The sequence below is a fragment of the Planococcus sp. RAB007_Raresut genome, from assembly GCF_057369535.1.
The window spans coordinates 26,877-47,634 of sequence record NZ_JBXYIF010000009.1 but is presented as its reverse complement, the minus strand read 5'-3'; the positions used below and the strand labels follow the sequence as shown (position 1 = coordinate 47,634).

Annotated in this window: 21 protein-coding genes and 2 other annotated features; all 21 genes read left to right on the top strand. The window is 45.6% G+C overall.

The window, feature by feature from the left end; all coding sequences use genetic code 11:
• Nucleotides 1-3 precede the first annotated feature (3 nt).
• Nucleotides 4-699 carry a 2-C-methyl-D-erythritol 4-phosphate cytidylyltransferase gene (ispD, locus tag AC2Q9J_RS16515; protein ID WP_499041644.1) on the top strand — a complete coding sequence of 232 codons (696 nt, stop codon included), beginning with the start codon at nt 4-6 and terminating at the stop codon, nt 697-699.
• Nucleotides 696-1,178, top strand: a complete 483-nt coding sequence (gene ispF / locus AC2Q9J_RS16510) for a 2-C-methyl-D-erythritol 2,4-cyclodiphosphate synthase (protein ID WP_117314088.1) — start codon at nt 696-698, stop codon at nt 1,176-1,178. Before ispD ends, ispF begins: the two co-directional genes overlap by 4 nt.
• Nucleotides 1,179-1,236: 58 nt before the next feature.
• Nucleotides 1,237-2,700 carry a glutamate--tRNA ligase gene (gene gltX, locus AC2Q9J_RS16505; RefSeq protein ID WP_499041642.1) on the top strand — a complete coding sequence of 488 codons (1,464 nt, stop codon included), beginning with the start codon at nt 1,237-1,239 and terminating at the stop codon, nt 2,698-2,700.
• A gap of 42 nt (nt 2,701-2,742) precedes the next feature.
• Nucleotides 2,743-2,958: a binding site (T-box leader), on the top strand.
• Between the two features lie 51 nt (nt 2,959-3,009).
• The gene (gene cysE / locus AC2Q9J_RS16500; RefSeq protein WP_499041640.1) at nt 3,010-3,672 is read left to right on the top strand and encodes a serine O-acetyltransferase; all 663 of its coding nucleotides are present in this window, start codon (nt 3,010-3,012) and stop codon (nt 3,670-3,672) included.
• Nucleotides 3,669-5,069: a cysteine--tRNA ligase gene (gene cysS / locus AC2Q9J_RS16495; protein ID WP_499041638.1), complete on the top strand. Its 1,401-nt coding sequence runs from the start codon at nt 3,669-3,671 to the stop codon at nt 5,067-5,069. The genes cysE and cysS overlap by 4 nt, the downstream gene beginning before the upstream one ends.
• A 4-nt stretch (nt 5,070-5,073) precedes the next feature.
• Nucleotides 5,074-5,493: a Mini-ribonuclease 3 gene (locus AC2Q9J_RS16490; protein WP_499041636.1), complete on the top strand. Its 420-nt coding sequence runs from the start codon at nt 5,074-5,076 to the stop codon at nt 5,491-5,493.
• On the top strand, nt 5,490-6,242 hold the full coding sequence (gene rlmB / locus AC2Q9J_RS16485; protein ID WP_112224739.1) for a 23S rRNA (guanosine(2251)-2'-O)-methyltransferase RlmB: 753 nt from the start codon (nt 5,490-5,492) through the stop codon (nt 6,240-6,242). Before AC2Q9J_RS16490 ends, rlmB begins: the two co-directional genes overlap by 4 nt.
• A gap of 5 nt (nt 6,243-6,247) precedes the next feature.
• The gene (locus AC2Q9J_RS16480) at nt 6,248-6,757 is read left to right on the top strand and encodes an NYN domain-containing protein (protein WP_084242204.1); all 510 of its coding nucleotides are present in this window, start codon (nt 6,248-6,250) and stop codon (nt 6,755-6,757) included.
• 70 nt (nt 6,758-6,827) lie between these two features.
• Nucleotides 6,828-7,478 carry an RNA polymerase sporulation sigma factor SigH gene (gene sigH, locus AC2Q9J_RS16475; protein WP_084242203.1) on the top strand — a complete coding sequence of 217 codons (651 nt, stop codon included), beginning with the start codon at nt 6,828-6,830 and terminating at the stop codon, nt 7,476-7,478.
• Between the two features lie 70 nt (nt 7,479-7,548).
• Complete coding sequence (gene rpmG / locus AC2Q9J_RS16470; RefSeq protein WP_499041634.1) at nt 7,549-7,695, top strand: 50S ribosomal protein L33; 147 nt, start codon at nt 7,549-7,551, stop codon at nt 7,693-7,695.
• 58 nt (nt 7,696-7,753) lie between these two features.
• The gene (gene secE, locus AC2Q9J_RS16465; RefSeq protein WP_058382186.1) at nt 7,754-7,939 is read left to right on the top strand and encodes a preprotein translocase subunit SecE; all 186 of its coding nucleotides are present in this window, start codon (nt 7,754-7,756) and stop codon (nt 7,937-7,939) included.
• Between the two features lie 109 nt (nt 7,940-8,048).
• Complete coding sequence (nusG, locus tag AC2Q9J_RS16460; protein ID WP_084242201.1) at nt 8,049-8,582, top strand: transcription termination/antitermination protein NusG; 534 nt, start codon at nt 8,049-8,051, stop codon at nt 8,580-8,582.
• Between the two features lie 164 nt (nt 8,583-8,746).
• Nucleotides 8,747-9,172: a 50S ribosomal protein L11 gene (rplK, locus tag AC2Q9J_RS16455; RefSeq protein ID WP_052654209.1), complete on the top strand. Its 426-nt coding sequence runs from the start codon at nt 8,747-8,749 to the stop codon at nt 9,170-9,172.
• Between the two features lie 106 nt (nt 9,173-9,278).
• On the top strand, nt 9,279-9,977 hold the full coding sequence (gene rplA, locus AC2Q9J_RS16450) for a 50S ribosomal protein L1 (RefSeq protein ID WP_499041631.1): 699 nt from the start codon (nt 9,279-9,281) through the stop codon (nt 9,975-9,977).
• A 42-nt stretch (nt 9,978-10,019) separates the two neighbouring features.
• Nucleotides 10,020-10,166 (top strand) — a sequence feature (ribosomal protein L10 leader region).
• A 33-nt stretch (nt 10,167-10,199) separates the two neighbouring features.
• Entirely contained in the window at nt 10,200-10,706 is a 507-nt protein-coding gene (rplJ, locus tag AC2Q9J_RS16445) for a 50S ribosomal protein L10 (protein ID WP_084242198.1), read from the top strand.
• A gap of 58 nt (nt 10,707-10,764) precedes the next feature.
• Nucleotides 10,765-11,127 carry a 50S ribosomal protein L7/L12 gene (gene rplL / locus AC2Q9J_RS16440; RefSeq protein ID WP_499041629.1) on the top strand — a complete coding sequence of 121 codons (363 nt, stop codon included), beginning with the start codon at nt 10,765-10,767 and terminating at the stop codon, nt 11,125-11,127.
• 116 nt (nt 11,128-11,243) lie between these two features.
• Complete coding sequence (locus AC2Q9J_RS16435; RefSeq protein ID WP_499041628.1) at nt 11,244-11,846, top strand: class I SAM-dependent methyltransferase; 603 nt, start codon at nt 11,244-11,246, stop codon at nt 11,844-11,846.
• Nucleotides 11,847-12,063: 217 nt separating this feature from the next.
• Nucleotides 12,064-15,618 (top strand): DNA-directed RNA polymerase subunit beta, encoded by a 3,555-nt coding sequence (gene rpoB / locus AC2Q9J_RS16430; RefSeq protein WP_084242195.1) that lies wholly within the window; start codon nt 12,064-12,066, stop codon nt 15,616-15,618.
• A 105-nt stretch (nt 15,619-15,723) separates the two neighbouring features.
• Complete coding sequence (gene rpoC / locus AC2Q9J_RS16425) at nt 15,724-19,329, top strand: DNA-directed RNA polymerase subunit beta' (RefSeq protein ID WP_499041626.1); 3,606 nt, start codon at nt 15,724-15,726, stop codon at nt 19,327-19,329.
• A 458-nt stretch (nt 19,330-19,787) separates the two neighbouring features.
• Complete coding sequence (gene rpsL / locus AC2Q9J_RS16420) at nt 19,788-20,207, top strand: 30S ribosomal protein S12 (protein WP_084242193.1); 420 nt, start codon at nt 19,788-19,790, stop codon at nt 20,205-20,207.
• Nucleotides 20,208-20,251: 44 nt separating this feature from the next.
• Nucleotides 20,252-20,722 carry a 30S ribosomal protein S7 gene (rpsG, locus tag AC2Q9J_RS16415; RefSeq protein WP_084242192.1) on the top strand — a complete coding sequence of 157 codons (471 nt, stop codon included), beginning with the start codon at nt 20,252-20,254 and terminating at the stop codon, nt 20,720-20,722.
• Nucleotides 20,723-20,758 lie beyond the last annotated feature (36 nt).

The following is a 20,758-nucleotide window of genomic DNA, read 5'->3' as shown; positions in this document are numbered from 1 at the left end:
CTCATGAAATATACAGTTGTCTTGCCTGCCGCAGGGAGCGGCAAGCGGATGAAAGCGAATAAGAATAAATTGCTGTTGGAGTTATTCGATAAACCGATCTTCATCTATACACTTGAAGTTTTTCAGCGGGATGCGAACTGCGATGCGATTTGGCTTGCGGTAAAAGAGGAAGAGCGGTCTCTGATGGAGGATTTTGTGAAAAAATACGGCATTACGAAAGTGGCAGGATTTGCCGTGGGCGGTGCTGAAAGGCAAGACAGCGTTCGGGCATGTCTCGAGATGATTCCCGCGTGTAATGTGGTGCTCGTGCATGATGCGGCGCGTCCATTTATCGATGCCGAAGTGATTTCGCGTCTTGCAGAGGAAGCATCTGCTTCCGGTGCAGCGATTGCAGGTGTTCGGGTAAAGGATACAATCAAAAAAGCGGAATCCGGTTTTATTACGGAGACGGTTGAGCGGGAGAAGCTATGGATTATCCAGACACCGCAAGCGTTTCAGTATGCATTGATAAAAGAAGCGGCGACAGAGGCTTTTGAAGCAGGATTTCTTGGCACGGATGAAGCCATGCTTATGGAAAGGCTTGGGCATCCGGTAAAGATTGTTGAAAGCAATTATGAAAATGTGAAAATGACGACGCCGGATGATTTGATTTATGGTAAAGCAATTTTGGAAAGCCGCAGACAGGAGGAAGAGCAATGATTCGGATTGGGCAAGGGTATGATGTGCATCAATTGGTTGAAGGCAGGCCATTGATTTTAGGGGGAATTGAAATCCCCCATCATAAGGGGCTTCTCGGCCATTCGGATGCGGATGTTTTGCTGCATACGATTACGGATGCGGCACTTGGAGCGATTGGCGGCGGCGATATCGGGAAGCATTTCCCGGATACGGACCCTGAATTTAAGGATGCCGATTCCCGAAAGCTTATGACGCATATCTGGCAATATGTAAAAGAGCAAGGCTATGAACTGGGCAATGTGGATTGCACGGTGATTGCACAAAAGCCGAAGCTGGCACCTTATATTGAGCAGTTGAGAGAATCGATTGCTGGTTTATTGGAAGCGGATATTTCGCAGGTCAATGTCAAGGCGACGACGAATGAAAAGCTTGGATATTTGGGACGTGAAGAAGGAATCGCGGCGCTTGCTGTGATCCTGTTAGTGGAACGGAAGCTTTAAACGCTTTCCTTTGAGTGATAGAATAGCTAAAGATAAAAGTTTCTTAGGAGGAAATCTAATGACACAAGAAGTACGCGTACGCTATGCTCCGAGTCCGACTGGGCATTTACATATCGGCGGAGCACGGACAGCGCTTTTCAATTATTTATATGCACGCCATCATGACGGAAAATTCATCGTCCGCATCGAAGATACGGATACGGCCCGCAATATCGAAACGGGAATCGAATCGCAGCTGGATAATTTGAAATGGCTGGGCATCGAGCACGATGAGTCGGTTGATGTCGGAGGCGATTATGGTCCCTACCGCCAAATGGAACGCTTGGATATCTACAAAGGCTACGCGGATGAAATGCTTGAAAAAGGTTTGGCTTTCAAATGTTTCTGTACTGCGGAAGAGCTGGAAGCAGAGCGTGAGTCGCAAAAAGCGGCTGGCATTGCTGCGCCTCAATACAGCGGAACATGCCGCAACCTGACTGCTGAAGATGTAAAAGAGCGGGAAGATGCAGGGAAGTCCTATACGATCCGCGCGAAAGTGCCGGCTGACGTTACGTATAAGTTTGACGACTTGGTGCGTGGACCGATTTCATTCGAATCAAAAGATGTCGGCGATTGGGTAATGGTGAAGACAAACGGCATCCCAACGTATAATTTCGCTGTAGTCATCGATGACCATTTGATGAAGATTACACATGTGTTCCGCGGGGAAGAGCATTTGTCGAATACGCCGCGCCAGCAGATGATTTATGATGCATTTGGCTGGGGGCATCCAACTTACGGCCATATGACGCTGATCATCAATGAAGACCGCAAGAAACTGTCGAAGCGTGATGAGTCGATCATTCAATTCATCTCTCAATACAGAGAGCTCGGCTATATTCCGGAAGCGCTCTTTAATTTCTTCGCGCTGCTTGGCTGGTCGCCTGAAGGGGAAGAGGAGATTTTCTCGAAAGAAGAGTTGATCAAGATCTTTGACGCTAACCGGTTGTCGAAATCACCTTCCATGTTCGACAAGCAGAAATTGACGTGGATGAATAACCAGTACATCAAACAAATGCCGCTTGAAGAAGTGGTTGAACTTGCGGTGCCGCATTTGCAGAAAGCGGGCAAATTGCCGGAAACGATGGACGCGGAACAGCAGGACTGGGCACATCGCCTTGTCGCTCTCTACCACGACCAATTGAGTTTCGGAGCGGAAATCACGGAGCTGTCTGAACAATTCTTCTCGGATGAACTTCAATACGGCGACGAAGAAAAAGAAGTTCTTGCAGGCGAACAGGTGCCGGAAGTTATGGCTTCCTTCAAAGAGCAGCTTGAATCACTGGAAGCATTTGAACCGGCTGAAATCAAGGCGGCGATCAAAGCGGTGCAGAAAGCGACAGGACATAAAGGGAAAAACCTCTTCATGCCAATCCGTGTCGTAACAACTGGCCAGACGCATGGCCCTGAATTGCCGGATGCGATTGCATTGTTAGGCAAAGATAAGACGATTGCACGGGTAGCTCAATACGCAAGTGCATAAGATTGACTTATAGAAGCAATGATGTAAAATGAATTTACTATCAGAAAATCGTTGACGAGAAGAAGTACATGCAGCACGCTCTCCAGAGAAGATCACCGCCGGCTGAAAGTGATCCGGGCCGCTGCCGCATGGAAATGCCTCTCCGAGTGCTGAGTCGAATCGAGTAGACCAGACGTTTCACCTGCGTTAAAGGTGCCGAGAGAAAAAGGGTGAGCCCTTTTTAATCAGAGTGGAACCGCGCAAGCATGCGTCTCTGTCAATTTATTGACAGGGGCGCTTTTTATTTTGCAGTAAAAGGAGTTGAAAAAGATGTTCAAAGCATTTAAAGAAGATGTGGATGTGGTTTTCGAGCAGGATCCGGCTGCCAGAAGTTATTTGGAAGTAATCCTTACTTATTCTGGTTTGCATGCCATATGGGCGCACCGGCTGGCACATTTCTTCTTCAAGAATAAATTGTTTTTCCTCGCGCGCGTCATTTCGCAGATCAGCCGCTTTTTCACAGGTATCGAAATCCATCCGGGAGCGGTGATTGGCCGCCGGTTCTTTATTGACCACGGAATGGGAGTCGTTATCGGGGAAACGTGTATCATCGGTGATAATGTAACGCTTTTCCAGGGTGTTACCCTCGGGGGAACAGGGAAAGAGAACGGAAAGCGCCACCCGACACTGGAAGATAATGTATTGGTGGCAACGGGTGCCAAAGTCCTTGGATCTATAACGATAGGTGAGGGTTCTAAGGTCGGAGCCGGTTCTGTCGTTCTGAAAACAGTGCCGCCGAATTCTACAGTGGTTGGCATACCGGGAAAAGTGGTTATTCAGGACGGGGTGCGGATCAAGAAAGATCTCAACCACCAGGATATGCCCGACCCGGTTGCGGATATCTGCAATTCGATGGAAATGAAAATCGCCGAACTCCGGCGTGAAGTGGAATTATTAAAACAAGCAAGGAAGAAAGAAGGGAATGCCGAATGACCATCCAAATCTTTAATTCATTGTCACGAACAAAAGAACCTTTTGTCCCACTCGAAGAAGGAAAAGTCAAAATGTATGTTTGTGGACCTACTGTCTATAATTACATCCACATCGGCAATGCCCGTCCCGTCATTGTATACGATACGGTTCGCCGTTACCTCGAGTACCGGGGGTATGATGTGCATTATATCTCCAACTTTACGGATGTCGACGATAAATTGATCAAGGCTGCCAATGAACTTGGCGAAACTGTCCCCAAAATCGCTGAACGCTTTATCAAAGCCTATTTTGATAATACAGAAGCACTCGGCTGTGCAAAGGCCGACGCGCATCCGCGTGTGACCGAGCACATGGAGCAGATCATCGAATTTATTGAAGCGTTGATCGAGAAAGGCTTTGCTTATGAATCACAGGGGGATGTCTATTACCGCACCCGTAAATTCGAAGGCTACGGCAAGCTGTCGCATCAATCCGTTGATGAATTGAAAGTCGGGGCACGCATTGAAACCGGCGACAAAAAAGAAGATGAGCTGGACTTTGTGCTATGGAAAGCGGCGAAGCCGAATGAAATCTCATGGGACAGCCCATGGGGCGAAGGGCGTCCGGGCTGGCACATTGAATGTTCGGTGATGGCGCGCGAACATCTGGGGGATACAATCGATATCCACGCAGGCGGCCAGGATCTGACATTCCCGCACCACGAGAATGAGATTGCGCAGTCGGAAGCATACACAGGCAAACCGTTTGCCCGTTATTGGATGCATAATGGCTATATCAATATTGATAATGAAAAAATGTCGAAGTCATTGAATAACTTCGTTTTGGTGAACGATATCCTGAAAGAAATGGATCCGCAGGTTCTTCGGTTCTTCATGCTGTCCGTGCATTACCGCCATCCGATCAATTATTCGCAGCAATTGGTGGAGGATGCAGTAGCTGGATTGGAACGCTTACGCACTTCTTATTCGAACCTGAAGCATCGCTTGAGCGTGTCCGCTGAACTTGGCGATCATTCCGATATCTGGCTGGCAAAAATCGAAGAAATCAAAAAAGAATTCATTGAAACAATGGACGATGATTTTAATACAGCGCACGGCATTTCGAAGCTGTTTGATTTGTCCCGTCTGGCAAACACGTATCTACTGGAAAAACAGACTTCCTCCGAAGTGATGGAAACGTTCCTGGCAGTGTTCGATGAATTGGCGGGTGTCCTCGGTCTGCCGTTCAAACAGGAAGAAGAATTATTGGATGCTGAAGTCGAGGCTTTAATGGCGGAGCGGATCGAAGCACGCAAAAACCGCGACTTCGCCCGTGCCGATGAAATCCGTGATTTGTTCAAGGAAAAGAATATCATCCTGGAAGATACGGCCCAAGGCACACGTTGGAAGAGGGGGTAAGGGCTTGGAAGGATTACGCAATCAGGATGTCGATCAATTGAATGCCCTTGCACTCGCCTATATGGGAGATGCGGTCTATGAGCAGGCGGTGCGCGAGCATTTGCTGCGCTCGGGCCGAGTGAAACCGAATACGCTGCACCGGATGTCGACGACTTTCGTTTCTGCGAAAGCGCAGGCGGTCGTTCTGAAGCGCTTGACGGAAGAAGAGTTTCTGTCAGAACAGGAACTGGCAGTCATGCGCCGCGGCCGCAATGCCAAGTCCGGTTCAGTGCCGAGAAACACTGACGTCCAGACTTATAATTTCAGTACAGCTTTTGAAGCTGTGCTGGGGTGGAATTATTTAAAAGGCCATACGGAGCGGGTAAATGAAATTATCACGTATGGCATCAATATAATAGAAGAGCTGAGAGGAGTGATCAAATGACGGAGGAATTGGAACCGGAAATCATTGGCGGTAAAAACCCGGTGCTTGAAGCACTAAGGGCGGACCGGGATATCAATAAAATCTGGATTGCTGAAGGCGTCCAGAAAAAAGGCATTGCTGAACTTCTGCAACTGGCGAAGGAAAAGAAAGTCATCGTCCAGTTTGTGCCCAAGAAAAAAATCGACGGTTTGACTGATTCGAATCACCAGGGAATAGCGGCGGCGGTTGCTGCTTATAATTACGCGGAACTGGATGATTTATTCAAAGTGGCGGAGTCACGTTCGGAAGATCCATTCTTTCTGATTCTTGATGAATTGGAGGATCCGCATAATCTGGGATCAATCATGCGGACGGCGGATGCGGTCGGCGCACACGGTTTGATTATTCCAAAACGCCGGGCAGTCGGTTTGACGGCGGTCGTGGCGAAGGCCTCCACCGGCGCCATTGAACATATTCCGGTAGTGAGGGTCAATAATCTTTCGCAGATTGTGGATGAGCTGAAAAAGCGCAACGTCTGGATTGCCGGAACGGACGCAAAAGAATCGGTGGATTACCGGAAGATGGATGCTTCATTGCCGCTTGCGGTCATTATTGGCAGTGAGGGCAAAGGGATGAGCCGGATCCTGCGCGAGAAATGCGATTTCCTTTACCAGTTGCCGATGGTCGGCCATGTTACTTCCCTGAATGCTTCCGTGGCAGCGAGCCTGCTCATGTACGAAGTCTACCGGAAGCGCAATCCGATAGGTTAAGCGATATGAATATTCTGCTGGTTGATGGCTATAACATCATTGGAGACTGGGTGGAACTAAGGGAATTGAAGAAAGATAAACTGGCTTCCGCCAGAGATCGGCTGATCGAAAGGATGGCGGAGTACCGCGGCTATAAAGGATGGCGTGTCATCATTGTATTCGATGCGCATCTTGTTCCGGGAATCGAAGCGCGTAATCTCACTTCAGACGTTGAAGTCATCTTCACAAAAGAGAGTGAGACTGCAGACGAACGAATAGAGAAACTGGCGGTCAGCTTGAATAATCGCCGGGACCAGGTTTATGTGGCCACTTCGGATTCCACCGAACAATGGGTGATTTTCGCCAAAGGCGCTCTTCGGATCTCCGCCAGGGAATTGGAAATTGAAGTGGAAGAAATCCAAAAAAAGATTTCGGAGAAAGTGAAAGAAATACAGCGGCAGCAGGCAATATCGAAAATTGCTTTGCCGACTGAAATTGCAGAAATATTTGAAAAATGGCGCCGTGGGATGAAATGATAGGTTGACGCTCAATTTTTAGTTCCTGTATACTGATGATATCGAGGTTCGCGCGACCGGAGGGATAACCGTGGGAAATCAGGAACAAGTTCAAGCCCGACGATTTATGGAAATGACAGATGAGGAACTTGTCAGTTTGGTCCACGACGGAAATACCGAGGCACTGGATTTTCTGATCAATAAATTTCGGCATTTCGTTCGGATGAAAGCCCGTTCTTATTTCCTGATCGGAGCTGACAAAGAGGACATTATCCAGGAAGGCATGATTGGCTTATATAAAGCCATCCGTGATTTCCGCAGTGATAAACTGTCTTCTTTCAGGGCGTTTGCGGAATTGTGCATCATTCGGCAAATCATCACCGCCATCAAGACTGCCACACGCCAGAAGCATATTCCGCTGAACTCCTATGTATCTTTGGACAAGCCGATTTATGACGAAGAATCCGACCGTACGCTGATGGACGTTCTGACCGATAACGGTGTAGACGATCCGCAGCAATTGATGATCAATAATGAAGAATTCATGTATATGGAAGAAAAAATGGGTGAAGTGCTCAGTGAACTGGAGCGCGAAGTGCTGGCGTTGTATCTCGACGGCCAGACCTACCAGGAAATATCAGAAAAATTGGAGCGCCATGTCAAATCAATCGACAACGCGCTGCAGCGGGTCAAACGGAAACTGGAGCGGCATCTGCAAAAAGATGAAACCCGCACCTCCTGATGTGCTGTTGACATGGAAGTTTTAAGGTGATAACCTTGAAAAAGCTGCAAACTCGAATAGGGTGAGGAAAATGGCTAAAAAAATCGTTTTAAGCTGCTCGAAATGTGCATCCCGCAATTATACGGTTCCTGCGAAAGCGGAATTCAGCACACGTTTGGAACTTAATAAATTCTGTGCTCATTGCAATGGGCATACCGTGCATAAACAAACGTTATGAATTTAAGTGAATGCCGAACGATATAGAGTGATTTTTAAACTTCGGAGGTTTTTGAACAATGGGTAACATTGGCGATTTCTTTAAAAACGTCGTTTCGGAAATGAGAAAAGTAAGTTGGCCTAAACGCAAGGAATTGACACGCTATACAATCGTCGTTCTTTCCACAGTTATCTTCATGGCACTTTTCTTCGCATTGATCGATACAGGCATCTCGGAATTATTCCGTTGGTTCTTAGCGCTGTAACAGAAAAAGCGCGCAACAAGAATAATGCATAAAAAATAGCCCGTCATTCTACGAGAACGGGTTTTTTCATTTGGAAAAAAGGAGGGATGGACGTTCAGTCCGTGCGATTATGGAAAAGAATTGGTACGTAGTTCACACATATTCCGGTTATGAAAATAAAGTCAAAGCCAATTTGGAAAAGCGTGTCGAAACAATGGGCATGCAGGATAAGATTTTTCGCGTCATCATTCCCGAAGAACAAGAAACTGATTTTAAAGACGGCAAAAAACGCACAGTAATGCGCAAGACTTTCCCGGGTTATGTTCTGGTCGAATTGATCATGACAGATGAATCCTGGTATGTTGTCCGCAATACACCTGGCGTAACCGGATTTATCGGTTCTTCAGGAGGCGGAGCCAAGCCTACGCCGCTGCTTGATGAAGAAGTTGATTTCATCCTGAAGCAGATGGGCATGACAGAACGCCGCGTCGACATCAACTTTGCGGTTGCTGATATTGTCGAAGTCATGGAAGGGCCATTCGCGAACTTCCAGGGCAAAGTGGAAGAGATCGATGAGACTAAAGGCAAAGTAAAAGTTTCTATTGATATCTTCGGCCGTGAGACGAAAATGGAGCTTGATTTCGAGCAAGTCCAAAAAATATAAAAGCCGCTTGCTATTCCGGAGCGGAAGTGGTATTATTTCATAGGTCAGACTGTCATAGGACAATCTGTACAATTTAGCTAATTCTATCAACATAGTTGACAGACAGATATTGAGTGGGAGGGGAAACCCTATTACCACATCACGGACTTAAGGAGGTGTGTTTCGTGGCTAAAAAAGTGATTAAAGTTGTAAAATTGCAGATTCCTGCAGCAAAAGCAAACCCAGCTCCACCGGTTGGACCTGCACTAGGTCAAGCAGGTGTTAACATCATGGGCTTCTGTAAAGAGTTCAACGCACGTACTGCTGAACAAGCAGGACTGATCATTCCAGTTGAGATTTCGGTATTTGAAGACCGTTCATTTACATTCATTACGAAAACTCCACCCGCTGCTGTACTTTTGAAAAAAGCGGCTGGTATTGAATCAGGTTCAGGCGAACCGAACCGTAACAAAGTAGCGACTGTTAAACGCGATCAAGTTCGCGAAATCGCAGAAACTAAAATGCCAGATCTAAATGCTGCTTCAGTTGAAGCTGCAATGTTGATGGTTGAAGGTACTGCTCGCAGCATGGGCATTACTATCGAAGACTAATCTAGAAGTTGTTTTTGGACGGGTTGCGCAAGTTCGTAAAGGGCTGCGCAGCCTTTAATCGTGGGAGGTTCAAGACCGCTCGACCACAACAAGGAGGACATTTAAAATGGCTAAAACAGGCAAAAAGCTGCGCGAAGCAGCAAAATTAATCGACCGTACTAACCTTTATGATGCAAAAGAAGCAATTGAACTTGCGAAAAAAGCAAGCACAGTTAACTTTGATGCAACAGTTGAAGTAGCTTTCCGTCTTGGAATCGATACGCGTAAGAACGACCAGCAGATCCGCGGAGCAGTAGTGCTTCCAAACGGTACTGGTAAAACTCAAAGCGTATTGGTATTCGCTAAAGGCGACAAGCTTAAAGAAGCTGAAGCAGCTGGAGCTGATTTCGTAGGCGATGCTGAATATATCCAAAAAATCCAACAAGGATGGTTTGACTTCGACGTGATCGTAGCAACACCTGACATGATGGGTGAAGTTGGTAAAATCGGTCGCGTATTGGGACCAAAAGGCTTAATGCCGAACCCGAAAACAGGAACTGTTACATTTGATGTAGCTAAAGCTGTTCAGGAAATCAAAGCTGGTAAAGTGGAATACCGTGCAGACAAAACAGGTATCATCCACGCGCCAATCGGAAAAGTTTCTTTCGATGACAGCAAACTTGCTGAAAACTTGGAAGCGATCTACGATGTAGTTGTTAAAGCTAAACCAGCTACTGCTAAAGGAACTTACATTAAATCACTTAACGTAACAACTACAATGGGACCTGCTGTAAAAGTTGACCCAACGAAAGTTGTCGTTAAATAATTTATTGACATCACACAATATCTCGGCTATAATAGCGGAGTTGTGAAATATACGTTTGTACCGCAGACAGCAGGGGCGCCAGTCGCTTAAATTATCCCTGCCGAGGACAATGAATTCAGTAAACATCTTTTAGATGCTGACTTTATGCCTCTGTGTCTGTAATGGACCAGAGGCTTTTCTTATGGAAACGGTATGAATGGAAAATCTATGGGAGGTGCCAAAATGACAAAAGCAGTTGAAACGAAAAAAGTTGTCGTGCAAACAATCGCTGATAAATTCGGCTCTGCAGCTTCTGTAGTAGTTGTTGATTACCGCGGATTGAACGTTGCACAATTAACAGAACTTCGTAAACAGCTTCGTGAAGCAGGCGTTGAGTTTAAAGTTTACAAAAACTCAATGACTCGCCGTGCTACTGAAATGCATGGTCTTGAAGCGATCAACGAACACTTTACAGGTCCTAACGCTATCGCATTTTCTAACGAAGATGTTGTAGCGCCAGCGAGAATCATCAACGATTTCGCGAAAAAGAACGAAGCGCTTGAAATTAAAGCAGGCGTTATCGAAGGTGCTGTATCTTCTGCGGAAGATATCAAAGCATTGGCAGAACTTCCATCACGCGAAGGTCTATTGTCTATGCTACTCAGCGTACTTCAAGCTCCAGTCCGCAACTTTGCTGCTACAACAAAAGCAGTTGCAGACCAAAAAGAAGAACAAGAACAAGGCGCTTAATCAGTCCACCGCCTGACTCAGCAATACAAAAAATTACCTATCATAGGAGGAACTAATAATGACACAAGAACAAATCTTAGACGCAATCAAAGAAATGACAGTTCTACAACTTAACGACCTAGTAAAAGCAATCGAAGACGAATTCGGCGTAACTGCTGCTGCTCCTGTAGCTGCTGCAGCTGGCGGCGGCGCTGCTGCTGCTGAAGAGCAAACTGAATTTGATGTAATCCTTGCTTCTGCAGGAGATCAAAAAATCAAAGTTATCAAAGCAGTACGCGAAGTTACTGGCCTAGGCTTGAAAGAAGCTAAAGCACTAGTTGACGAAGCTCCTAAAGCTCTTAAAGAAGGCGTTTCTAAAGAAGATGCAGAAGAAATCAAAGGCAAACTTGAAGAAGTTGGCGCTTCAGTAGAAGTTAAATAATTTCTGAATCTTAATAGCAATACAGAAAAAGCTCGTCAGTGTAAACCGACGAGCTTTTTCTTCATTTTCAATTTAATTTTATTGCCGCTGGTTGATTAATGTAAGGAGGGCTTTTTATGTCACAGCATTATTATTCCAAAAATCCTCAAACGACAAGCAAACCCCAAGAATGGGATTTTACCCTGCGAGGCGAAAAATTCCATTTCCAGACGGATTCAGGTGTATTCAGTAAAAACGAAGTGGACTTCGGTTCCCGGGTATTGATTGAAACATTTGAAGATTCTTCTGTAGAAGGGCCGGTACTGGATGTTGGCTGCGGTTATGGGCCAATTGGAATTGCCATCGCAAAATCTTTTCCCCTGAAACAAGTTCACATGGTGGATGTTAATACGCGCGCCATCGAACTGGCCGAGAAAAATGCCATGAAAAATAACGTTGAAAATGTTGAAATCTATGAAAGTGATGGACTTTCTGCAGTTGAAGAGGAAGGGTTTTCAGCAATACTGACGAATCCTCCGATCCGGGCAGGGAAGGAAACAGTTTTCAGATTTTACGAAGAAGCAAGCAAGAAGATCGCGCCTGGTGGATCATTATGGGTTGTTATCCAGAAAAAGCAGGGAGCTCCTTCGACGCAGGAAAAATTGGAAGAGCTTTTCGGCAATTGCCGAGTGGCGGAAAAGAAGAAGGGATACTTCATTTTTGAGGCCAGAAAAGTTTGACTTGACAAAATCCCTGTGATATTATAATGAAATGCAAAATTTATTATTTTGAGGTCGTTTGCCCTTTTTCGGGCAGAGCATGGCGACAGTACCAATCACGTGTTAACCGAAAATGAGCTGATTTATTGGTCTCGTTTTCTTTTTGTCTTTTCGATATCATACACCATTTTGTAGAAATCGCAAAGACCTATAATCGTTTTATTGAGGGGTGAATAAGTTGGTAGGTCAACTAGTTCAGTACGGTCAACATCGTCAACGCAGAAGTTTTTCGAGAATCAGTGAAGTGCTGGATCTTCCGAACCTGATTGAAATTCAATCATCATCTTATGAGTGGTTCCTTGAAGAAGGGCTGCGCGAAATGTTCCGCGATATTTCGCCGATTGAGGATTTCACAGGAAATCTTTCGCTCGAGTTTGTTGATTACAGTCTTGCAGAACCGAAGTATCCAGTAGACGAATCAAAAGAACGCGATGTTACTTACGCGGCTCCACTGCGTGTTAAAGTACGTCTTCACAACAAAGAAACGGATGAAGTGAAAGAGCAGGATGTTTTCATGGGGGATTTCCCATTGATGACAGAAACCGGCACTTTCGTAATCAACGGCGCTGAACGCGTCATCGTTTCACAGCTTGTTCGTTCACCAAGCGTCTATTTCCATGACAAAACAGATAAAAACGGTAAAAAAGGGTTTGGCGCAACTGTCATTCCAAACCGTGGCGCCTGGCTTGAATACGAAACAGATGCAAAAGATGTTGTGTATGTCAGAATCGACCGCACAAGAAAACTTCCTGTAACTGTGCTATTGAGAGCACTTGGATTCGGTTCCGACCAGGAAATCATCGATTTGCTTGGCGATAACGAATACTTACGCAATACGCTTGAAAAAGATAATACAGAAAGCACTGAAAAAGCGCTTCTGGAAATTTACGAGCGTCTGCGCCCGGGTGAGCCGCCGACAGTCGAAAGTGCAAAGAGCTTATTGTATTCACGCTTCTTTGACCCAAAACGCTATGATTTGGCTAATGTAGGCCGTTATAAAATGAACAAGAAGCTTCATATCAAGAACCGCCTTTTCAATCAAACTATTGCCGAAACGCTGGTTGATCCTGAAACAGGGGAAATTCTTGTAGAAGCTGGTACAGTTATCGATCGCCGCGTCCTTGATAAAATCATTCCAAATCTTGAAAGTGGTGTGGGCTTCCACACTGTTACTCAAGTAGGCGGAGTTTTAGAAGGCGACGTGACATTGCAGGCTGTTAAGATTTATGCTCCGAATGACGAAGAGCAAAAAGAAATTACTGTTATAAGCAATGCTTATATAGAAGATAAGATTAAGCATGTAACTCCTGCTGATATCATTTCTTCCATCAGTTACTTCTTTAACCTTTTATACGGAGTTGGAAACACTGACGATATCGATCACCTTGGTAACCGTCGTCTCCGTTCAGTTGGAGAGCTTTTGCAAAACCAGTTCCGCATCGGTTTATCCCGTATGGAACGTGTTGTGCGTGAGCGTATGTCCATTAACGATACACAAGCGATCGTACCTCAGCAATTGATCAATATCCGTCCGGTTATTGCATCAATTAAAGAGTTCTTCGGCAGTTCGCAATTATCACAGTTCATGGACCAAACGAACCCGCTTGCTGAGTTGACGCACAAACGCCGTCTGTCAGCGCTTGGGCCTGGTGGTTTAACACGAGAACGTGCCGGTTTTGAAGTGCGTGACGTTCATTACTCGCATTATGGCCGCATGTGTCCGATTGAAACTCCTGAGGGACCGAACATCGGTTTGATCAATACACTTTCCACATTCGCGAAAGTGAATAAATTCGGATTTATTGAAACACCTTACCGCCGCGTTGACCCTGAAACTGGTCTAGTGACAGGTCAAATCGATTATCTGACAGCTGATGAAGAAGATAATTACGTAGTAGCTCAGGCGAATTCAGTGTTGAATCCGGATGGCTCATTTGTCGAAGAAGAAGTAGTGGCCCGTTTCCGCGGTGAAAACACGCTTTACAAACGCAGCAGCGTCGATTACATGGACGTTTCGCCGAAACAGGTTGTTTCAGTTGCGACTGCTTGTATCCCGTTCCTTGAAAATGATGACTCCAACCGTGCCCTTATGGGTGCGAACATGCAGCGTCAGGCTGTTCCGTTGTTAAATCCGGAAGCTCCTTTTGTAGGAACTGGAATGGAACACCTTGCAGCAAGAGATTCAGGTGCAGCAGTCATTGCCAAAAACGACGGAATCGTCGAGTACGTGGAAGCGAAAGAAATCCGCGTGCGCCGCATAGAAGAAGTTGACGGCAACGAAGTCAAAGGCGATACAGACACTTATCGTTTGCAGAAATTCATCCGTTCAAACCAAGGTACAAGCTATAACCAGCGTCCGATCGTCAAAGTCGGGGACCGTGTTTCAAAACGCGATATCCTGGCTGATGGACCTTCAATGGAACGCGGGGAAATGGCATTGGGCCGAAATGTCCTGGTAGCATTCATGACATGGGATGGTTTCAACTATGAAGATGCGATCATCATGAGTGAACGTCTCGTTAAAGATGACGTTTATACTTCGGTTCATATTGAAGAATATGAATCAGATTCCCGCGACACGAAATTGGGACCTGAAGAAATTACACGTGATATTCCAAACGTCGGTGAAGATGCACTTCGCAACCTCGATGACCGCGGAATCATCCGTGTAGGGGCAGAAGTGAAAGACGGGGACATCCTTGTCGGTAAAGTAACGCCTAAAGGCGTAACGGAATTGACTGCGGAAGAGCGCTTGCTTCACGCCATTTTCGGTGAAAAAGCTCGTGAAGTCCGTGATACATCACTACGGGTGCCACATGGCGCCGGCGGTATTGTATTGGATGTTAAAATCTTCAACCGTGAAGATGGCGATGAGTTGCCGCCGGGCGTTAACCAATTGGTCCGTGCTTATATCGTACAGAAACGTAAAATTTCTGTCGGTGATAAAATGGCCGGGCGCCACGGTAACAAAGGGGTTATTTCCCGGATCCTTCCGGAGGAAGATATGCCGTTCATGCCGGACGGAACTCCTGTCGATATCATGTTGAACCCTCTTGGCGTTCCTTCCCGTATGAATATCGGGCAAGTATTGGAACTTCATTTGGGAATGGCTTCCCGTTCACTTGGCATTCATATGGCTTCATCGGTATTTGATGGAGCGAATGAAGAAGATGTTCTGGAAACAATGGAAGAAGCAGGCATGCCGAGAGACGGAAAAACCATCCTTTATGATGGCCGTTCAGGTGAAGCCTTCGATAACCGTGTATCTGTCGGAATCATGTATATGATTAAACTGGCGCACATGGTTGACGATAAGCTCCATGCCCGTTCAACCGGACCGTACTCACTCGTTACCCAGCAGCCGCTTGGTGGTAAAGCACAATTCGGCGGACAGCGTTTCGGTGAGATGGAAGTTTGGGCGCTTGAAGCATACGGTGCGGCACATACGCTGCAGGAAATTTTGACTGTCAAGTCGGATGATGTAGTCGGACGTGTTAAAACGTATGAAGCAATTGTCAAAGGCGAAAGTGTTCCGGAGCCTAGTGTGCCGGAATCATTCAAAGTATTGATAAAAGAACTTCAAAGTCTTGGTATGGATGTTAAAATGCTGACAATCGACGATGAGGAAATCGAATTGCGCGATTTGGATGAAGAGGAAGATCTTCAACCAGCCGATTCGTTGAATATCCTGCCGATTGCAGATCAGGAAACACCGATTGGAACAGTTGATTGATAAATAATTGGAAAAGGGCAGTCCAGCACTGCCCCGCATCCATTCACTTGGTCATTAACGAGGAAGAGCCGTATAGAAACTCGAGACAAAAGGGAGGTAGGCTCCTTGATAGATGTGAACAATTTTGAGTACATGAAAATCGGATTAGCTTCACCCGATAAAATTCGCTCATGGTCTTATGGAGAAGTCAAAAAGCCAGAAACAATTAACTATCGTACATTAAAACCAGAAAAAGACGGTTTGTTCTGTGAACGTATTTTCGGTCCTACAAAAGACTGGGAATGCCATTGCGGAAAATACAAACGCGTTCGTTATAAAGGTGTTGTCTGTGATCGCTGTGGCGTAGAAGTCACACGTTCAAAAGTTCGCCGCGAACGTATGGGGCACATCGAACTAGCTGCGCCAGTTTCACATATTTGGTATTTCAAAGGCATTCCAAGCCGCATGGGACTTATCCTTGATATGTCACCGCGTTCATTGGAAGAAGTTATTTACTTCGCTTCATATGTTGTTATCGATCCTGCGGATACACCGCTCGAAAAGAAACAATTGCTGTCTGAAAAAGAATACCGCGCTTACCGCGACAAATTCGGTAAGAAATTCCAGGCTGCAATGGGAGCCGAAGCGATCAAGCGACTTCTTCAGGAAATCGATCTTGAGCGCGAAACGGATTCATTGAAAGAAGAATTGAAAACAGCTCAAGGGCAACGCCGCACACGTGCGATCAAGCGCCTTGAAGTTGTGGAATCGTTCCGTAATTCAGGTAACAACCCGGATTGGATGATTCTTGATGTTCTGCCTGTAATTCCTCCGGAGCTTCGTCCGATGGTTCAATTGGATGGCGGCCGTTTCGCTACTTCTGATTTGAACGATCTTTACCGTCGTGTAATCAACCGGAACAACCGTTTGAAACGCCTATTGGATTTGGGCGCGCCAAGCATCATTGTTCAAAACGAGAAACGCATGCTTCAGGAAGCTGTAGATGCGCTGATTGATAATGGCCGACGCGGCCGTCCTGTTACAGGGCCGGGTAACCGTCCATTGAAATCTCTTTCTCATATGCTTAAAGGGAAACAAGGCCGTTTCCGTCAAAACCTTCTTGGTAAACGTGTCGATTATTCAGGCCGTTCCGTTATTGTTGTCGGACCGAACTTGAAAATGTATCAATGTGGTTTGCCGAAAGGAATGGCGATCGAGTTGTTCAAGCCTTTCGTTATGAAAGAGCTTGTTGAACGCGGACTTGCCCATAATATTAAGAGCGCAAAACGCAAAATCGAACGTCTTCATTCTGAAGTTTGGGATGTACTGGAAGATGTCATCAAGGAGCATCCGGTTCTATTGAACCGCGCACCGACACTTCACAGACTTGGTATCCAGGCTTTCGAACCGACATTGGTCGAAGGAAAGGCAATTCGCCTTCACCCATTGGTATGTACAGCATACAACGCCGATTTTGATGGTGACCAAATGGCTGTTCACGTTCCGCTTTCATCTGAAGCTCAAGCTGAAGCAAGATTGTTGATGCTGGCAGCTCAGAACATTTTGAACCCGAAAGACGGAAAACCAGTTGTTACTCCTTCACAGGATATGGTTTTGGGTAACTATTACCTTACGTTGGAGCGCAAAGGCGCAACCGGCGAAGGAGCTACGTTCTCTGGACCTGAAGAAGTTTTAGTTGCTTATCAGACTGGCCATGTTCATTTGCATACTCGTATTGCAATCAAGGCCGCTTCTGTAAACAACCCGACTTTCACGGCTGAACAAAACAAAATGTTATTGCTGACAACTGTCGGTAAGATCATTTTTAATGAAATTCTGCCGAAGTCGTTCCCTTATATCAACGAACCGACAGATTATAACTTGCAAGTTGAAACGCCAGCCAAATATTTTGTCCCTACAACGACAGATATTCGGAAGCACATTGAAGAGGCTGAACTTGTAACGCCATTCAAGAAAAAAATTCTTGGTGAAATCATTGCTGAAGTATTTAAACGTTTCCATATCACGGAAACTTCAAGAATGCTTGACCGCATGAAGAGCCTTGGATTCAAATATTCCACTCAAGCTGGTATTACGGTTGGTATTTCTGATATCGTCGTTCTTCCGGACAAAGGTGAAATTCTTGTTGAAGCCCAAGACAATGTAGATAAAGTCATGAAACAATTCCGTCGTGGTTTAATTACTGAAGAGGAACGCTATGCACGCGTCATTTCTTTCTGGAGCAGCGCGAAAGATGTTATCCAGGAAAAATTGATGGCTTCCCTCGACAATATGAACCCGATCTTTATGATGAGTGACTCCGGTGCCCGTGGTAACGCATCCAACTTTACTCAATTAGCTGGTATGCGCGGACTCATGGCCAACCCGGCAGGACGCATCATTGAATTACCGATCAAATCTTCATTCCGTGAAGGTTTAACGGTATTGGAATACTTCATCTCAACTCACGGTGCGCGTAAAGGTCTTGCCGATACAGCACTGAAAACTGCCGATTCAGGTTACTTGACCCGTCGTCTCGTAGACGTTGCACAAGATGCAATTGTCCGTGAAAATGACTGTGGCACTGACCGCGGCTTGTTGGTTGGAGCGTTGATGGAAGGAACGGAAGTAATCGAAGAGTTGGAAGAGCGTATCGTTGGACGCCACGCTAAGAAAACAATTCGCCATCCTGAAACAAAAGAAGTAATTGTTGCGAAAGATGAATTGATTACACAAGACTTGACTCGTCTCATTGTTGAAGCGGGCATCAAAGAAGTGACAATCCGTTCAGCATTTACTTGTAACACGAAACACGGCGTCTGCAAAAAATGTTACGGCACGAACCTTGCGACTGGCGACGAAGTTGAAGTGGGCGAAGCAGTTGGTATTATTGCCGCTCAGTCAATCGGTGAACCAGGAACGCAGCTTACGATGCGTACATTCCACACAGGTGGTGTGGCAGGAGACGATATCACGCAAGGTCTTCCGCGTATCCAGGAAATTTTCGAATCAAGAAATCCGAAAGGCCAGGCAGTGATTTCTGAAATTACAGGTACGGTTACTGAAATAGATGAAATCCGCGAAGGCCAAAAAGAAATCACGATTCAAGGTGAAGTTGAAACCCGTAAATACTTGGCTCCTTATAATGCGCGCCTTAAAGTGCAAGCGGATGATGTTATCGTTCGCGGCCAGGTATTGACAGACGGTTCGATCGATCCGAAACAATTGTTGCAAGTTAAAGATGTTCAAGCTGTTCAAGTTTATCTATTGAAGGAAGTTCAAAAAGTTTACCGTATGCAGGGTGTAGAAATCGGCGACAAACACGTGGAAGTCATGGTTCGCCAGATGTTCCGTAAAGTCCGTGTAATTGAAGCCGGCGATACAGAATTGCTGCCAGGTTCACTATTGGATATCCACCAATTCACAGAAGCGAATGTAAAAGCTGTTCTTGAAGGAAACCTTCCGGCAACAAGCCGTCCGGTCATCCTCGGGATCACTAAAGCTTCACTTGAAACAGAATCATTCCTTTCAGCTGCATCGTTCCAGGAAACAACGCGCGTCTTAACGGATGCCGCGATTAAAGGGAAACGCGATGAATTACTCGGCTTGAAAGAAAATGTTATCATCGGTAAACTTGTTCCAGCTGGTACTGGAATGCAGCGTTACCGTCAGATTAAAATTGCTCAAAGCGAGAAAGCGCCTGCGGAAGAAATCGTTGGTACTGAATCGTAAGTAAAGCAGATGGATTTCGGGGAGTGTTAAATAACTCCCCGGGATTTTTTATGAATGTAGTTGACATGAAATTCATAGGGTGATATTATGTTGAAGGTTGATGGTTAGCGATCTTTCATTTTATTGGTATGAAAACACCATGAAAAGTGGCAAGAAGCGCGAATTATCTTCGGTACTAAGCAACAGTAATAGCGTTTAAAGTGGCATTGTCCAAGAATATATAAGTGGAACGATTGGATGACCCATCATGATCGTCCGGACATCAATGATAAGGTCAGGTCAAACGGATTCACCCAAGATCAAAGCTTGGCTAAGCAGAAAGTTATCCTCTGCAGCTGCTGAAGCAATTACTGGATACCAGTTTTTGTGTAGAAAACACAAAGACTTTGTTTTTTACCCAAAAATGAACCACCTGGATATGTGGTATTAGAACACCTTTTGAGAGGAGGAAAAAATCGATGCCTACAATTAACCAATTAGTTAACAAGCCTCGTAAACCGAAAAGCTCTAAATCAGACTCACCAGCGTTGAACAAAGGGTATAACAGCTTTAAAAAGTCTCAGACTAACGTAAGCTCACCTCAAAAACGTGGAGTTTGTACTCGTGTTGGTACAATGACACCGAAAAAACCAAACTCCGCATTGCGTAAATATGCGCGTGTACGTTTGACTAACCAAATCGAGGTCAATGCATACATCCCTGGAGAAGGCCACAACCTTCAAGAGCACAGTGTAGTTCTTCTTCGCGGCGGACGCGTAAAAGATTTACCTGGTGTGCGTTACCATATCGTGCGTGGAGCACTTGATACTGCTGGAGTAAACGGCCGTATGCAAGGACGTTCTAAATACGGAACTAAACGCCCTAAAGAAAAAAAATAATCAATTAAATTAACGAATAACCTTCGTTGAAAGGAGGAACATACATGCCTCGTAAAGGTCCTGTAGCTAAACGTGACGTGTTGCCAGATCCAATTTATAATTCCAAATTGGTGACACGCTTAATTAATAAAATGATGGTTGACGGAAAAAGAGGTACTTCACAAAAGATCCTATACGGAGCGTTCGAACTAGTTAAAGAACGCAGCGGTAAAGATCCAATTGAAGTATACGAACAAGCATTGGCTAACGTTATGCCAGTTCTTGAAGTACGCGCTCGCCGTGTTGGTGGTGCTAACTACCAAGTACCGGTTGAAGTTCGTCCTGAACGCCGTACAACTCTAGGCCTTCGCTACCTTGTAAACTATTCACGTCTTCGTGGAGAGAAAACAATGGAAGAGCGTTTGGCTAATGAAATCATGGATGCTGCCAACAACACTGGTTCAGCAGTTAAAAAACGTGAAGATATCCACAAAATGGCGGAAGCGAACAAAGCATTCGCTCACTATCGCTGGTAAGATCTTACAAGATTTTAAAATCTTAATCCGAGATGG

Excerpts from the sequence above, each read along its gene's own strand:
- ispD (WP_499041644.1), top strand. The coding sequence starts at position 4 with ATGAAATATACAGTTGTCTTGCCTGCCGCAGGGAGCGGCAAGCGGATG.
- ispF (WP_117314088.1), top strand. The coding sequence starts at position 696 with ATGATTCGGATTGGGCAAGGGTATGATGTGCATCAATTGGTTGAAGGC.
- gltX (WP_499041642.1), top strand. The coding sequence starts at position 1,237 with ATGACACAAGAAGTACGCGTACGCTATGCTCCGAGTCCGACTGGGCAT.
- cysE (WP_499041640.1), top strand. The coding sequence starts at position 3,010 with ATGTTCAAAGCATTTAAAGAAGATGTGGATGTGGTTTTCGAGCAGGAT.
- cysS (WP_499041638.1), top strand. The coding sequence starts at position 3,669 with ATGACCATCCAAATCTTTAATTCATTGTCACGAACAAAAGAACCTTTT.
- rlmB (WP_112224739.1), top strand. The coding sequence starts at position 5,490 with ATGACGGAGGAATTGGAACCGGAAATCATTGGCGGTAAAAACCCGGTG.
- AC2Q9J_RS16480 (WP_084242204.1), top strand. The coding sequence starts at position 6,248 with ATGAATATTCTGCTGGTTGATGGCTATAACATCATTGGAGACTGGGTG.
- rpmG (WP_499041634.1), top strand. The coding sequence starts at position 7,549 with ATGGCTAAAAAAATCGTTTTAAGCTGCTCGAAATGTGCATCCCGCAAT.
- secE (WP_058382186.1), top strand. The coding sequence starts at position 7,754 with ATGGGTAACATTGGCGATTTCTTTAAAAACGTCGTTTCGGAAATGAGA.
- nusG (WP_084242201.1), top strand. The coding sequence starts at position 8,049 with ATGGAAAAGAATTGGTACGTAGTTCACACATATTCCGGTTATGAAAAT.
- rplA (WP_499041631.1), top strand. The coding sequence starts at position 9,279 with ATGGCTAAAACAGGCAAAAAGCTGCGCGAAGCAGCAAAATTAATCGAC.
- rplJ (WP_084242198.1), top strand. The coding sequence starts at position 10,200 with ATGACAAAAGCAGTTGAAACGAAAAAAGTTGTCGTGCAAACAATCGCT.
- rplL (WP_499041629.1), top strand. The coding sequence starts at position 10,765 with ATGACACAAGAACAAATCTTAGACGCAATCAAAGAAATGACAGTTCTA.
- AC2Q9J_RS16435 (WP_499041628.1), top strand. The coding sequence starts at position 11,244 with ATGTCACAGCATTATTATTCCAAAAATCCTCAAACGACAAGCAAACCC.
- rpsL (WP_084242193.1), top strand. The coding sequence starts at position 19,788 with ATGCCTACAATTAACCAATTAGTTAACAAGCCTCGTAAACCGAAAAGC.
- rpsG (WP_084242192.1), top strand. The coding sequence starts at position 20,252 with ATGCCTCGTAAAGGTCCTGTAGCTAAACGTGACGTGTTGCCAGATCCA.